Here is a 14097-nt window from a genome sequence, read left to right as displayed (position 1 = left end):
TCAGCGACGCCGGTCACGCACGGGACCGGTGTACTTCTCGCCGGGTCCCTCACCCGGCTCGTCCGGGTAGGCGCTCGCATCGCGGAAGGCCAACTGCAGTTGCTTGAGCCCATCGCGGATGGGTGCGGCGTGGACACCGAGGTCGGCCTTCGACGCATCGACGAGTCCGGCCAGGGAGGTGATCAGCTTGCGTGCCTCGTCGAGGTCCACCTTGTCGGGGTCGGCGCCCTCGGCCAGTCCGAGCTTCTCCGCGGACGCGCTCATCAACATCACGATCGCGCGGGTGATGACCTCGATGGACGGAATATCGGCCAGATCCCGGACGTTGTCCAGATCGGTCTGCTCCGGACCGAGCGCGCCGTCGCCCCCTCCCGGATCGCCCTCACCGGGCATCTGCGCAGGTGACGAATAGGAGTTCTCGGTCATGGCTGCTAGACTCCCACAGTACGACCGCCCCGGTTCGCCCCGGGGTTGCAAGTGGAGTTCCGCTCCCACCGTCACGACGCGGCCAGCCCGCAGTTGTACGGTCCGGTTCACACCGATCGTCGCGAAGCCGTTGAGCTGCGCGAACGCGTCGGTTCGACGTGTGCGTCGGCGAACCGGTCGGTAACGGAGCCCTGCGGATGCGATCAGCGTCCCGGGGCTCTTCTGCTGAGAGCGATCCCTCCTGCCACCGGAGTCACGACTCCTGGCGGTCACCAGAGAAGCACTGATCAAGGAGGCCCCATCAGCACTGAGACCCGCATCAACGAGCGCATCCGCGTCCCTGAGGTCCGACTCGTCGGACCGAACTCGGAGCAGGTGGGCATCGTGCGTGTTGAAGATGCGCTTCGCCTGGCCTACGAGGCCGATCTCGACCTGGTCGAGGTCGCGCCGGACGCACGGCCACCCGTGTGCAAGATCATGGACTACGGCAAGTTCAAGTACGAAGCCGCCCAGAAGCAGCGCGAGTCGCGTCGCAACCAGCAGATGACCGTCATCAAGGAGCAGAAGCTCCGCCCGAAGATCGACGACCACGATTACGAGACCAAGAAGGGTCACGTCATCCGGTTCCTCGAAGCGGGCTCCAAGGTGAAGGTGACCATCATGTTCCGCGGTCGCGAGCAGTCCCGCCCCGAATTGGGATTCCGACTGCTGCAGCGGCTCGGCAACGACGTCGCCGACTACGGGTTCATCGAGACCTCGGCCAAGCAGGACGGCCGCAACATGACCATGGTGCTGGCGCCGCACAAGGGTGCGAAGACGCGTCAGAAGGCCCAGCAGGGCCGTGACCGTGGCCCGAAGCCGGCGGCCGCCCAGGACGAGAAGACCAGCCAGTAGCCGCTCGGGTGGCCCTACCGTCACCCGGACGTGCAGAACTGACCGCAGCGCGCGAAACACACCCGTGGAGGCACGGGTGGTTTCGCTCGCCCGAACGAAGGAAGAACATGCCGAAGAGCAAGACCCACAAGGGCACCGCCAAGCGTTTCAAGGTGACCGGCAGCGGCAAGATCGTGCGCCAGAAGGCCAACCGTCGCCACCTGTTGGAGCACAAGTCGTCGCGGCGCACCCGCCGCCTCGACGGCGTCGCCGTCGTGAGCGAGAACGACGCCCCGCGCATCAAGCGACTGCTGAACAAGTGACCCGACCGGGGTTCTCCCCGGCGACGGTCGACACCGACATCTGACGAACAAAGGATTGACACATGGCACGCGTGAAACGGGCGGTGAACGCCCAGAAGAAGCGTCGTTCGACCCTGGAGGCATCCAAGGGTTACCGTGGGCAGCGTTCGCGTCTGTACCGCAAGGCGAAGGAGCAGCAGCTCCACTCGATGACCTACGCCTACCGGGACCGTCGCGCCCGCAAGGGTGAGTTCCGCAAACTGTGGATCTCGCGCATCAACGCTGCGGCCCGCGCGAACGACATCACCTACAACCGGCTGATCCAGGGTCTGAAGGCCGCCGGTGTCGAGGTGGACCGCAAGGTCCTCGCCGACATCGCCGTCACCGATCCCGAGGCATTCACCGGTCTCGTCGAGGTCGCCCGCAAGGCGCTGCCGGCCGACGTCAACGCACCGGCTGCCTGATCGCGACGATCACCCACCGCACACGACCCGTGATGGAAGTTCTCTCCGAACGTTCCGCACGGGTCGTGTCGTATGCAAAACTCCACCGCGCGGCGGTCCGGCGAGCCGAAGGGCGATTCCTCGTCGAAGGACCCAACTCGGTGTCGGCCGCACTCGATGCCGGGCGCGCCCAGCGGGTGCTGGTGCGGGAAGGCGACGTGCAGCGCCACACGACGATCCTCGACGACGCGCAGGCTGCCGGGATCGTGGTGGAGGTGTTGTCGGACCGGGCGGTCCACAAACTCTCCGAATCGATGACCGCGCCCGGCCTGTTCGCCGTCTGTGAGCTGCTCGATCGGCCTCTCGACTCGGTTCTGGATGTCGGGCCCTCGTTGCTCGCGGTCGCCGTGGAGGCGCGCGACCCAGGCAATGTGGGCACCCTGCTCCGCTGCGCCGACGCCATGGGCGCCGACGCGATGGTGCTGCTCGGCGATTCGGTGGACCCGCACAACGGCAAGTGCGTCCGGTCGTCGGCGGGCAGCATCTTTCATCTTCCGGTCACTCGTGAGCGGTCCGTCGCCGACGGCCTCGACGCCATCCGCGCTGCCGGGGTCACCACCCTCGCCACGGCCGCCGACGGCGAGCTGTCCCTCGACGACGCCGACGACGTGCTCGTCGGACCGCACGCGTGGCTGTTCGGCAACGAGGCCCACGGCCTGGACAGAGACATCCAACGCGACGCCGATCATCGGGTGTCGATCCCGATCGCCGGTCGCGCCGAGAGTCTGAACATCGCCGCCGCCGCGGCCATCTGCCTCTACGCGAGCGCACGTCGGCATCGGTCACGCTGACCTCGTCGCCGGCCGTTCCGTCCGTCACCGACCGAGGGACAATCCCCGGCCCGACTGAGTAGTTGTGCTCAGGTCCTCGGTGTCTGCGCGCACCAGACTCGGTGCCATGACCAGCACTCACACCTCGGTACGGCGCCGCCTGCCGTCGGCTGCCGACCTCGATGCGCGCACCGGCGACCGGGACCGCGTGGTCGATCTGATCCGAATCTTCTCACTCGTGGTCGTCATCGCCGGACATTCGTTGATGCTGACCGTCACGGCCGATGACGTGGCCGTCCATCTCGGCAATCTGCTCGCCGACGTCCCGGTGCTGCAGGCCGCCACCTGGCTGCTCCAGGTGCTGCCGTTGTTCTTCTTCGCCGGCGCCGCCGCGGCCACCTTCGGTCTCACCTCGCGGCCGCCGCAGCCGCCCGGACACTGGTTGCTCACCCGTGCGCAACGCCTGCTGCGTCCGGTCTTCTGGTATCTCCTCGCCGTCGGCGCCGTACTGCTGGTCGCCCACGCCGCCGACGCGAAGGTGGCCGCCGATCTGGTCGCCGGCCTGGGCGTGCAGTTGCTGTGGTTCCTCGGCGCCTACCTGTTGGTGCTCGCCATCGTCCCGCTGCTGCAACGCATCACCACCACCATGCACGCGGTGGGCGCCGTGGCCGTGGCCTGGGCGGCCACCGCAGGCATCGACGGTGCGCGCCTGACGCTGGGGTGGGAGGCGCTCGGGGCGGCCGCGTTCGTGACGGTGTGGGTGATTCCCGCGATCATCGGCGTCGCCTATGCGCGCGGCGTGGTCTCACCGGTGCTCGGTGCAGGCGCTGTCGTGTCGTTCCTGCTCGTCGATATCGCTCTCGTGGCGTTCGGACCCTACGAGGTGTCCCTGGTGACGGTGCCCGGCCAGTCGCTGTCCAACATGAATCCCCCGACCCTGCTGCTCGCCGGTCACGCGATCGTGCTGTGCGGCCTCGCCATCGCGCTGCGCACGCACCTGGCGCGGGTGGTCGCCCGGCCGCGCGTCTGGTGGTGGGTGGCGCTGGGCAATCGCGGCGCGATGACGCTCTACCTGTGGCACCTGCCCGTCCTGGCACTGCTCATCGGCGGCGGAGAACTGCTCGGGTGGTCACGTGACCGGTCACCCGACGGGATGTATGCGGCGCTGATCGGCTCGCAGACCGTGCTGTTGCTGGCCCTGATGGTCCCGGTGGTGGCGCTGCTCGCGCAGCTGGAGAACCGCCCGCTGCGATGGTGGGATGCGACCGCCGCCGGGCACCGCGGCCGCGCTCGAGATGCCGCTGTACTCGTGACGCTCGTCGTGGTCGCGGTGGCGATCCTGATGACCGCCCGGACCGGCCTGGTCGGTGACGGCTGGTCCTGGGTGATGGTTGCCGTGGTGGGTGCCGTCGTCGCGCGAACGCTCGACGAGCCGTCAACTGCAGTACCGCATCGTCGGCAGCGATCAACCTGCGCCGCGTCGCCGAAATCGGCTCGTCTACCCTTGTAGCCGCACCTAGACGTCGATTTTTTCGACTCCGTTCTCGATCCCGAGGAGACCGCCGACCGTGGCCAGCTCTGCCGACGACGCCCCAGAGATCCGGTTTCCCGAACCGGAGGAACTCGACGCCGCAGCCGCGGCCGCCGTCGCGGCGTTCGAGGCCGCCGGCGACCTCGACGAACTCGCGCAGGCCAAGACCGCGCATCTCGGTGACCGGTCACCCGTGGCGCTCGCGCGCCGCGCGCTCGGCAGCCTCCCGAAAGACCAGCGGTCAGCGGCGGGCAAACTCGTCAACGAGGTGCGTGGACGTGTCAGTGCCGCACTCGATCTGCGTACCACCACGCTGCAGGCCGAACGTGACGCGGCAGTCCTGGTCGCCGAGGCCGTCGACGTCACACTGCCCAGCGCCCGTCGTCGCGTCGGCGCACGCCACCCGATCACGGTGATCGCCGAACAGGTCGCCGACGTCTTCATCGGGATGGGCTGGGAGATCGCCGAGGGCCCGGAGGTCGAGACCGAGCACCACAACTTCGACGCCCTCAACTTCCTGCCCGACCATCCGGCCCGCTCGATGCAGGACACCTTCTACATCGCCCCCGAGGGTTCGCGGCAGGTGCTGCGCACACACACCTCACCGGTGCAGGTGCGATCAATGCTCAGCCGCGATCTGCCGATCTACGTCGCGTGCCCGGGGCGCACCTTCCGCACCGACGAACTCGACGCCACCCACACCCCGGTCTTCCACCAGATCGAGGGTCTGGCCGTCGACAAGGGGCTCACGCTGGCCAACTTGCGCGGCACCCTGGAGGTGTTCGCCCGCGCCCTGTTCGGGCCGGAGACCACCACCCGCATGCGCGCGAGCTACTTCCCGTTCACCGAGCCCTCGGCAGAGGTCGACGTCTGGTTCCCCGGCAAGAAGGGCGGAGCGGGCTGGGTCGAGTGGGGCGGCTGCGGCATGGTGAACCCGAACGTGCTGCGGGCCAGCGGGATCGATCCGGACGTCTATTCCGGTTTCGCCTTCGGGATGGGATTGGAACGAACACTGCAGTTCCGCAACGACATCTCCGACATGCGCGACATGGTCGAAGGTGACATCCGGTTCACCGTCCCGTTCGGCCCGGCCGTCTGACCCGCAGCCCCGCAATCCATCCCGCGAAACCCGATCGATGAAAGTAGTTGGTTGACGTGCGTGCCCCACAGTCCTGGTACACCGAGGTGCTCCGGCAGGGTGATCCGGAATGGTCGGCGACCGCCGACGAGATCGATCAGGCATTCGTCCGGGTCGGATTCGAGATCGAGGACATCGACCCGTTCCCCGCGATCAGCGGCCCGCTGGTGATCGGACGCGTCGAGACCATCGAGGAACTCACCGAGTTCAAGAAGCCGATCCGGTTCTGCACCGTGGCGGTCGGGGAGGACGAACCCCGCGGCATTGTGTGCGGCGCCCGCAACTTCGCCGAAGGTGACCTCATCGTCGCGGCGCTGCCCGGCGTCGTGTTGCCCGGCCCGTTCGAGATCGCGTCGCGCAAGACCTACGGCCGCATCTCCGACGGCATGATCTGCTCGGTCGCCGAACTCGGCATCGGCCAGGACCACAGCGGCATCCTGGTGCTCGCCCCGGGCACCGCCGAGCCCGGTGCGGACGCCCGGGAGGTGCTCGGCCTCGACGACACCGCCATCGACGTCAACGTCACCCCCGACCGCGGCTACGCCTTCTCCGTCCGTGGCCTGGGCCGTGAACTCGCCGGCAGCTTCGATGTGCCGTTCGTCGACCCCGCACTCGCCGGCACGGCCCCGGACGCGACGGGCGACGCCTGGCCAGTCGCCATCGACGACGACTCGTCGGCCACCCGCTACACCGCGCGCATCATCTCCGGTGTGAACGCGACGGCGGTGTCTCCCTGGTGGATGCAGAAGCGGCTGATGGCCGCGGGCATCCGTCCCATCTCGGCCATTGTCGACATCACCAACTACGTGATGATCGAGCTCGGCCAGCCGCTGCACGCCTTCGACGCCGACAAACTGACCGGCACCATCACGGTGCGTTCGGCGCAGGCAGGGGAGAAGCTCAGCACGCTCGACGACGTCGACCGCGTGCTCGATCCCGAGGACGTCGTGATCGCCGACGACAGTGGTCCGGTCGCCCTGGCCGGCGTGATGGGCGGAGCGGCCACCGAGGTCGGCGCCGCCACCACGACGGTGCTGCTGGAATCGGCCACCTTCGATCCGGTCCGCGTGTTCCGCACCGGCAAACGCCACAAGCTCACCTCGGAGGCGAGCAAACGCTTCGAACGCACCGTGGACCCCGAGGTCACCGCCGTGGCGTCCGATCGCGCGGCGCAGCTCATCGTCGCCATCGCCGGCGGCACCGTGACCTCCCCGCTGAGCGAGGCGCGGGCCGATGCACCGGCCCCGGCGGCGATCTCGATCGCCGCCGACGAACCCGACCGCACCGCCGGCCTGACCTACCCCGCCGGCACCACCGCGGCGCGGCTGCGGGAGGTGGGTTGCCAGGTCGAGGGCGACGACACTCTCCAGGTGCTCCCACCGTCGTGGCGACCCGACCTGCGCATGCGGGCCGACCTCGTCGAGGAGGTCCTGCGGCTCGAAGGCCTCGAGGACATCCCGGCCGTCGTGCCCCGCGCGCCCGCCGGTACCGGACTGACTGCGGCGCAGCGTCGTCGCCGCGCGGTCGGGCGCACCCTCGCGCTCGACGGTTTCGTGGAGGTGCTGCCGTATCCGTTCATGCCGGCGGGTGTCTTCGACGTCTGGGATCTGCCGGACGACGACGACCGGCGCCGCACGGTCACCGTGCTCAACCCGCTGGAGTCCGAGCGGCCCGAACTGAACACCACGCTGCTGCCCGGGTTGCTGGAGATGACGGCGCGCAACATCGCCCGCGGCCAGCGTGACCTGTCGCTGTACACCATCGGGCAGGTGGTCTTCGCCGGCGACAACGTCGCACCGGTCGGTGCACTGGACGTCTCGCGACGACCCGACGACTCCGACATCGCCGCCCTCGACGCATCGCTGCCGCATCAGCCGCTGCATGTGGCCGTCGCCCTCACCGGCCTGCGCGATCCCGCCGGACCGTGGGGCCCCGGCCGATCAGCCGACCATGTCGACGCCTTCGAGGCTGCCCGCACCATCGCACGGGCAGCCGGGGTGGAGGTGGAGTTGTCGGCGGCCGATCATCGCCCGTGGCATCCGGGTCGGTGTGCGGCGATCGGCGTCGACGGCGTCACGGTGGGCTACGCCGGTGAACTGCATCCGGCGGTGCTGGAACGCGCTGGTCTGCCCAAGCGGATGTGCGCGGTGGAGATCGATCTCGACGCGGTGCCGATCATCGAGCGCCTGCCCGCGCCGCGGGTGTCTCCGTTCCCGGCTGTCCTGCAGGACGTCGCCGTGGTGGTCGACGACGCCGTGCCGGCCGCCGAGGTGCGGGCCGCGTTGCGCGCCGGTGCCGGCGAACTGCTCGAGGCCATCGACCTGTTCGATGTCTTCACCGGCGAACAGGTCGGCGCGGGGAGCAAGTCGCTCACCTTCGCGCTGCGCTTCCGTGCTCCCGACCGCACCCTCACCGAGGAAGAGGCCAACGAGGCCAAGCTCGCCGCCGTGGCCCACGCCGGCGCCCAGGTCGGCGCGCACCTGCGCTGACGCGGGGTGGCCCCTTACTCTGCCGACGGTGTGCTCGTGAGCGGAGAGGCGTGGCCCCTCCTGCCGGTCGAGTAGCCGCGCGAGCGAAGCGAGCCGGCGTATCGAGACCCCCTCCGATGAATTGAATTGCATCGGCATGCATAATCATCATATGACGATCAGGGTGGCAGTCGCCGGTGCGAGCGGCTATGCGGGTGGTGAGATCCTTCGGCTTCTCTGCGGGCACCCGCGTCTGCGAACCGGGGATCTGGAGATCGGCGCGCTCACCGCAGGCGGTAACGCCGGCAGCACCCTCGGATCGCTGCACCCGCATCTGCTGCCGTTGGCCGACCGGGTCCTCGAGGACACCACGCCCGAGGTGCTCGCGGGCCACGACGTCGTATTCCTCGGTCTGCCCCACGGCACGTCCGGACAGATCGCCGACGCGCTGGCGCCGTCGACGCTCATCATCGACTGCGGTGCCGACCACCGGCTGCAGAACGCCCAGGACTGGCTCGACTACTACGGCAGCGAGCACGCCGGGACCTGGCCCTATGGGTTACCCGAGTTGCCCGGCAACCGCGACCGGCTTCGGGATGCGTCGCGGATCGCGGTCCCCGGCTGCTATCCCACGGTGTCCATCCTGGCGTTGTTGCCGGCGATCGCGGCCGGTCTGGTGGAACCGCATGTCACCGTGGTCGCCGTGACCGGGGCATCGGGCGCCGGGCGCACGGCGAAGGTCGATCTCCTGGCGTCGGAGGTCATCGGATCGGCTCGCGCCTACGGCGTGGGCGGCGTGCACCGGCACACCCCGGAGATCTCGCAGGCGTTGTCGGAGGCGGCCGGGACCCCGGTCACCGTGTCGTTCACCCCCGTGTTGGCGCCGATGGCCCGGGGCATCCTCGCCACCTGCACCGCGCGGACCACCGCATCGGCCGCCGAGGTGCGGGCCGCCTACGAGAAGGCCTACGACGACGAGACCTTCGTGCACGTGCTGCCCGAAGGCACCTTGCCGGCAACCGGGTCGGTGATCGGCGGCAATGCTGTCCAGCTGGCGGTCACCGTCGACGAACGCGCCCAGACGATGGTGGCGGTCGGCGCCATCGACAACCTGACCAAGGGCACCGGCGGCGCTGCGGTCCAATCGATGAACCTCGCACTCGGCTGGGACGAGACCGAGGGCCTGAGCACCGTGGGGGTGGCACCGTGACCACAGACGATCGGATCACACCGGGAGCACCGCTCGACGCCCCCCGTCTCGTCCGGGCGCAGGGCGTCACCGCGCCGCTGGGTTTCCGGGCGGCGGGTATCGCCGCCGGCATCAAGGCCTCCGGCGCCGCCGACCTCGCCCTGGTATTCAACGAGGGCCCCGAATATGCCGCGGCCGGCGTCTTCACCCGCAACCAGGTGCAGGCCGCGCCGGTGCTGTGGAGTCGGCAGGTGCTCTCCACCGGCCGCTTGCGCGCCGTCATCCTCAACTCCGGTGGCGCCAATGCCTGCACCGGCCCCGGTGGTTTCCAGGACACCCACGCCACCGCCGAGGCGGTGGCCGAGGCGCTGAGCAACTGGGGGACCGAGACCGGTGCCGTCGAGGTGGCGGTGTGCTCGACCGGGCTGATCGGTGATCGGTTGCCGATGGATCGCGTGCTGGCCGGGGTCACCGAGATCGTGCACGAGATGGGCGGCGGACTCTCCGGCGGAACCGACGCCGCGCACGCGATCATGACCACCGACACCGTGCCGAAACAGGCTGCGCTGCATCATCCGCAGGGATTCAACGTCGGCGGCATGGCCAAGGGTGCGGGCATGCTGGCGCCGTCGCTGGCCACCATGCTGTGCGTGCTCACCACCGACGCGCACGCCACCGCCGAGCAACTCGACAGCGCGCTGCGTCTGGCCACCGCACTGACCTTCGACCGACTCGACGTCGACGGTTCGTGCTCCACCAACGACACCGTGCTGCTGCTGAGTTCGGGGGCCAGCCAGATACCGGTGGAGCAGGCCGATCTCGATGCCGCGGTACTCGCCGTGTGTGACGACCTGGCCGCACAGCTGATCGCCGACGCAGAGGGTGTCACCAAACGCATCGTCATCGCCGTTGCCGGGGCCCTGACCGAGGACGATGCCGTGACGGTGGGTCGTACGGTCGCCCGCGATTCGCTGGTCAAGACGGCCCTGTTCGGTTCCGATCCCAACTGGGGACGCGTGCTCGCCGCCGTGGGTATGGCACCCGTGACCATTGACCCGGAACAGATCTCGGTGTCGTTCAACGGAACCCCGGTCTGCGAAGGCGGTTGCGGCGTTGCCGGGGCACGTGAGGTGGACCTGTCCGGCGCCGACATCGCGGTGCGGATCGATCTCGGCCTCGGTGACGCGTCGGCGAGCATCCGCACCACCGACCTCTCCCACGCGTATGTCGAAGAGAACTCGGCATATTCGTCATGAGCGGGTCGTCCCAGCTGAGTGCTCTGGACAAGGCGATGGTGCTCGCCGAGTCGTTGCCGGCACTGCAGGCGCTGCACGGCGCCACCGTGGTGATCAAATACGGCGGCAACGCGATGGTCGACGACGACCTGAAACGCGCGTTCGCCGCGGACATGGTGTTGTTGCGGGCCTGCGGTGTCCACCCGGTGGTGGTGCACGGCGGCGGCCCGCAGATCTCGGCGATGCTCAAGCGACTCGGCCTCGAGGGCGAGTTCCGCGGCGGATTCCGCGTCACCACCCCGGAGGTGATGGACGTCGCCCGCATGGTGTTGTTCGGACAGGTCGGGCGCGAACTCGTCGGGCTCATCAACTCGCACGGGCCGTATGCGGTCGGCATCACCGGCGAGGACGCACACCTGTTCACCGCGACCCGGCGGACCGTACTGGTGGACGGCGTCGCCACCGACATCGGTCTCGTCGGCGACATCACCTCGGTCAACACCTCCGCGGTACTCGACCTCGTGGCCGCAGGCCGGATCCCGGTGGTGTCCACCATCGCCCCGGACCGGGACGGGGTGGTCCACAACATCAATGCCGACACCGCTGCCGGGGCGCTCGCCGAGGCGCTCGGCGCGTCGCGGTTGGTGGTCCTCACCGACATCGAGGGCCTCTACACCGACTGGCCGGACCGCAACTCGTTGGTCGCGCAGATCGGCACCGATCGTCTGGCATCGCTGCTCGGGTCGCTCGACGCCGGGATGGTGCCCAAGATGGAGGCCTGCCTGCGTGCGGTCACCGGCGGTGTGCGGGCCGCGCACGTGATCGACGGACGCGTTCCGCACTCGGTGATCGCCCAGCTGCTCACCGAGAGCTCCACCGGCACCACCGTCACCGCCGATACCGAGGGGGAACCCGCATGACCGAGCCGTTGCAGCAGCGGTGGTCTGCCGCGCTGATGAACAACTACGGAACCCCGGCGATCGCGCTGGCCAGCGGGTCCGGGGCCGTGGTGCGCGACGCCGACGGCAAGGAATACCTGGACCTGCTCGGTGGGATCGCGGTCAACGCGCTCGGCCACGCACACCCGGCACTGATCGACGCCGTCACCACCCAGATGCAGACGCTGGGGCACGTGTCCAACCTCTACATCAGTGCGCCCGCAGTGGAATTGGCCGAACGGCTACTGGACAAGTTCGGTCATCCGGGACGCGTGTTCTTCTGTAACTCGGGCACCGAGGCCAACGAGGCGGCGTTCAAGCTGGCGCGCCGGACGGGTCGACCCGAGATCGTCGCCGCCGAGCGGGCCTTCCACGGTCGCACCATGGGTGCGCTCGCGATGACCGGTCAGCCGTCGAAACGTGCTCCGTTCGAACCGATGCCACCCGGGGTCCGCTTCGTGCCCTACGGGGACGTGGCGGCACTCGAGAGCGCTGTCACCGAGCACACCGCGGCCGTGATCCTCGAACCCATCCTCGGGGAGAGCGGTGTGGTCGTGCCACCGAACGGCTATCTGGCCGAGGCTCGGCGGATCACCGCCGAGCGCGGTGCGCTGTTGATCTTCGACGAGGTGCAGACCGGGATCGCCCGTACCGGCGCGTTCTTCGCCCATCAGGCCGCCGGCGTGGTGCCCGACGTGATGACCCTCGCCAAGGGCCTGGGTGGCGGGCTGCCGATCGGTGCCTGCATCGCCACCGGGCCGGCCGCCGACCTGTTCGAGCCGGGTCAGCACGGGACCACGTTCGGGGGCAACCCGACGTGTACTGCGGCGGCGCTGGCGGTGCTGCGCGTGATCGACGACGAGGGTCTGGTCGATCAGGTGGCCGCGGTGGGCAAGTCCATCGCGACGGGCATCGAGGACCTCGGCCATCCGCAGGTGTCCCATGTCCGCGGCGCCGGGCTGCTGCTCGGCATCGTGCTGCGCAGCCCGATCGCGCCTCGAGCCGAGAAGGCCGCGCGCGCAGCGGGCTTCCTGATCAATGCGCCGGCACCCGACGTGCTGCGGCTGGCACCGCCGCTGATCCTCACCGAAGAACAGGGGGCAGGGTTCGTCGCCGCCTTGCCCGCGATCCTGGACGACGCGGCCGCCGATGAGCAGGGGGAGAAGGCATGACGAGGCATTTTCTGCGCGACGACGACCTGTCGCCCGACGAGCAGGCCGAGGTGCTGGCCTTGGCCGCCGAACTCAAGGCATCACCGTTTGCCCAGCGGCCCCTGGAGGGACCGCGTGGGGTCGGGGTGATCTTCGACAAGAACTCCACCCGCACCCGTTTCTCGTTCGAGATGGGTGTCGCGCAGCTCGGTGGACACGCGGTCGTGGTCGACGGCACCACCACCCAACTCGGGCGCGACGAGACGATCGAGGACACCGGGCGGGTGCTGTCGCGGTTCGTCGAGGCGATCGTCTGGCGCACCTTCGGTCAGGAACGGCTCGACGCGATGGCATCGACGGCCACGGTCCCGGTCGTCAACGCACTGTCGGACACCTTCCACCCCTGCCAGGTCCTCGCCGATCTGCAGACCATCATCGAACGCAAGGGACGCGCCGCCGGGTTGTCGATGACCTACCTCGGTGACGGCGCCAACAACATGGCGCACTCGCTGGCACTCGGTGGGGTGACCGCGGGTATGCACGTGACCATCAGTGCCCCCACCGGTTTCGAACCCGCCGACGATGTGATGGAGGCGGTCCGCGCGCGTGCCGAGCGGACCGGCGGGTCGGTCCGGATCGTCGCCGACCCGGCGACCGCGGTGGCCGGTGCGGATGTGCTGGTCACCGACACCTGGACGTCGATGGGGCAGGAAACCGACGGAAAGGACCGCAAGGGTCCGTTCGTGCCGTATCAGATCAACGACGAACTGCTCGCCCGCGCCGACGCGGACGCCATCGTGCTGCACTGTCTGCCCGCCCACCGCGGTGAGGAGATCACCGACGCGGTCATCGACGGCCCGGCCAGCGTCGTCATCGACGAAGCGGAGAACCGGCTGCACGCCCAGAAGGCGCTGCTGGTCTGGTTGTTGAGGCAGTGATGACCGCCGAACGCACACCCGCGGCCGGGGCCGGAGGCCACCCGGCCCGACTCGCCGCGGGCGAGAACCGCCTGGCGGCGACCAAGGCCGGACGGCATGCGCGCATCGTCGATCTCTTGGCCGCGCACCACGTCCGCAGTCAGGGCGAACTGCAACACCTGCTGGCCGACGAGGGTATCGAGGCCACCCAGGCGACCCTGTCCCGCGACCTCGACGAACTCGGGGCGATCAAGCTGCGCGGTGCCGACGGCGGCACCGGGCGCTACGTGGTGCCCGAGGACGGTTCACCGGTACGCGGGGTGTTCGGCGGTACCGACCGGCTTTCCCGGCTGCTGGCCGACCTGCTCGTGTCGACCGACTCGAGCGGCAATCTCGCCGTGCTGCGGACTCCACCCGGTGCCGCGCACTATCTGGCCAGTGCGATCGACCGGGCCAGCCTGCCCGACGTGGTGGGCACCATCGCCGGAGATGACACCATCTTCGTGGTGGCCCGGGAGCCGATCGACGGCGCCGAACTCGCCCGACGAATCGAGGGCCTCGTGTAGCCACGCGGCCCGCCCCAGACCACATCAGACAGCACAGAACAGCTTCAGATAGTGGCCCCACGCCACACCGGACAAGAGAAGAATCAACCA

The 14097-nt window shown here is 69.2% G+C and carries 14 protein-coding genes; 13 read left to right on the top strand and 1 reads right to left on the bottom strand.

Annotated features, from left to right (window positions below):
- Positions 1-426 carry a DUF1844 domain-containing protein gene (locus tag NWF22_RS23815; protein ID WP_160901295.1) on the bottom strand — a complete coding sequence of 142 codons (426 nt, stop codon included), beginning with the start codon at positions 424-426 and terminating at the stop codon, positions 1-3.
- A gap of 234 nt (positions 427-660) precedes the next feature.
- On the opposite strand from NWF22_RS23815, the gene infC reads away from it, so the two are divergent.
- The 13 genes from infC to NWF22_RS23750 all read left to right on the top strand — a co-directional run bounded on the left by infC (position 661) and on the right by NWF22_RS23750 (position 14007).
- Positions 661-1320: a translation initiation factor IF-3 gene (gene infC / locus NWF22_RS23810; protein ID WP_160901494.1), complete on the top strand. Its 660-nt coding sequence runs from the start codon at positions 661-663 to the stop codon at positions 1318-1320.
- A gap of 107 nt (positions 1321-1427) precedes the next feature.
- On the top strand, positions 1428-1622 hold the full coding sequence (gene rpmI / locus NWF22_RS23805; RefSeq protein ID WP_160901296.1) for a 50S ribosomal protein L35: 195 nt from the start codon (positions 1428-1430) through the stop codon (positions 1620-1622).
- A gap of 62 nt (positions 1623-1684) precedes the next feature.
- A complete protein-coding gene (gene rplT / locus NWF22_RS23800; RefSeq protein ID WP_160901297.1) occupies positions 1685-2065 on the top strand; it encodes a 50S ribosomal protein L20 in 381 nt (126 codons plus the stop codon).
- Positions 2066-2097: 32 nt separating this feature from the next.
- Complete coding sequence (locus NWF22_RS23795) at positions 2098-2895, top strand: TrmH family RNA methyltransferase (protein WP_202398219.1); 798 nt, start codon at positions 2098-2100, stop codon at positions 2893-2895.
- A gap of 106 nt (positions 2896-3001) precedes the next feature.
- Positions 3002-4384, top strand: coding sequence for an acyltransferase family protein (locus tag NWF22_RS23790; RefSeq protein ID WP_160901299.1), 1383 nt, complete (start codon positions 3002-3004; stop codon positions 4382-4384).
- 58 nt (positions 4385-4442) lie between these two features.
- Positions 4443-5504 (top strand): phenylalanine--tRNA ligase subunit alpha, encoded by a 1062-nt coding sequence (gene pheS, locus NWF22_RS23785; protein WP_160901300.1) that lies wholly within the window; start codon positions 4443-4445, stop codon positions 5502-5504.
- 56 nt (positions 5505-5560) lie between these two features.
- Positions 5561-8032 (top strand): phenylalanine--tRNA ligase subunit beta, encoded by a 2472-nt coding sequence (gene pheT / locus NWF22_RS23780; RefSeq protein WP_160901301.1) that lies wholly within the window; start codon positions 5561-5563, stop codon positions 8030-8032.
- A gap of 151 nt (positions 8033-8183) precedes the next feature.
- Entirely contained in the window at positions 8184-9221 is a 1038-nt protein-coding gene (gene argC / locus NWF22_RS23775; protein WP_160901302.1) for an N-acetyl-gamma-glutamyl-phosphate reductase, read from the top strand.
- Positions 9218-10456: a bifunctional glutamate N-acetyltransferase/amino-acid acetyltransferase ArgJ gene (gene argJ, locus NWF22_RS23770; protein ID WP_160901303.1), complete on the top strand. Its 1239-nt coding sequence runs from the start codon at positions 9218-9220 to the stop codon at positions 10454-10456. The genes argC and argJ overlap by 4 nt, the downstream gene beginning before the upstream one ends.
- Positions 10453-11355, top strand: a complete 903-nt coding sequence (gene argB / locus NWF22_RS23765; protein ID WP_160901304.1) for an acetylglutamate kinase — start codon at positions 10453-10455, stop codon at positions 11353-11355. Before argJ ends, argB begins: the two co-directional genes overlap by 4 nt.
- Positions 11352-12545, top strand: a complete 1194-nt coding sequence (locus NWF22_RS23760; protein WP_160901305.1) for an acetylornithine transaminase — start codon at positions 11352-11354, stop codon at positions 12543-12545. Before argB ends, NWF22_RS23760 begins: the two co-directional genes overlap by 4 nt.
- Positions 12542-13462 carry an ornithine carbamoyltransferase gene (gene argF / locus NWF22_RS23755; RefSeq protein WP_160901306.1) on the top strand — a complete coding sequence of 307 codons (921 nt, stop codon included), beginning with the start codon at positions 12542-12544 and terminating at the stop codon, positions 13460-13462. Before NWF22_RS23760 ends, argF begins: the two co-directional genes overlap by 4 nt.
- Positions 13462-14007 (top strand): arginine repressor, encoded by a 546-nt coding sequence (locus NWF22_RS23750; protein WP_160901307.1) that lies wholly within the window; start codon positions 13462-13464, stop codon positions 14005-14007. The genes argF and NWF22_RS23750 overlap by 1 nt, the downstream gene beginning before the upstream one ends.
- The last annotated feature ends 90 nt before the right edge of the window (positions 14008-14097 follow it).

This window comes from Gordonia mangrovi, from assembly GCF_024734075.1.
Classification (GTDB): Bacteria; Actinomycetota; Actinomycetes; order Mycobacteriales; family Mycobacteriaceae; genus Gordonia; species Gordonia mangrovi.
This window is presented reverse-complemented; position numbering and strand designations above follow the sequence as displayed.

What these genes read in the sequence shown, in the direction of transcription:
- rpmI (WP_160901296.1), top strand. Translation starts at nt 1,428, where the DNA reads ATGCCGAAGAGCAAGACCCACAAGGGCACCGCCAAGCGTTTCAAGGTG.
- rplT (WP_160901297.1), top strand. Translation starts at nt 1,685, where the DNA reads ATGGCACGCGTGAAACGGGCGGTGAACGCCCAGAAGAAGCGTCGTTCG.
- NWF22_RS23750 (WP_160901307.1), top strand. Translation starts at nt 13,462, where the DNA reads ATGACCGCCGAACGCACACCCGCGGCCGGGGCCGGAGGCCACCCGGCC.
- NWF22_RS23790 (WP_160901299.1), top strand. Translation starts at nt 3,002, where the DNA reads ATGACCAGCACTCACACCTCGGTACGGCGCCGCCTGCCGTCGGCTGCC.
- NWF22_RS23815 (WP_160901295.1), bottom strand. Translation starts at nt 426, where the DNA reads ATGACCGAGAACTCCTATTCGTCACCTGCGCAGATGCCCGGTGAGGGC.
- argC (WP_160901302.1), top strand. Translation starts at nt 8,184, where the DNA reads ATGACGATCAGGGTGGCAGTCGCCGGTGCGAGCGGCTATGCGGGTGGT.
- NWF22_RS23760 (WP_160901305.1), top strand. Translation starts at nt 11,352, where the DNA reads ATGACCGAGCCGTTGCAGCAGCGGTGGTCTGCCGCGCTGATGAACAAC.
- argB (WP_160901304.1), top strand. Translation starts at nt 10,453, where the DNA reads ATGAGCGGGTCGTCCCAGCTGAGTGCTCTGGACAAGGCGATGGTGCTC.
- argF (WP_160901306.1), top strand. Translation starts at nt 12,542, where the DNA reads ATGACGAGGCATTTTCTGCGCGACGACGACCTGTCGCCCGACGAGCAG.
- NWF22_RS23795 (WP_202398219.1), top strand. Translation starts at nt 2,098, where the DNA reads ATGGAAGTTCTCTCCGAACGTTCCGCACGGGTCGTGTCGTATGCAAAA.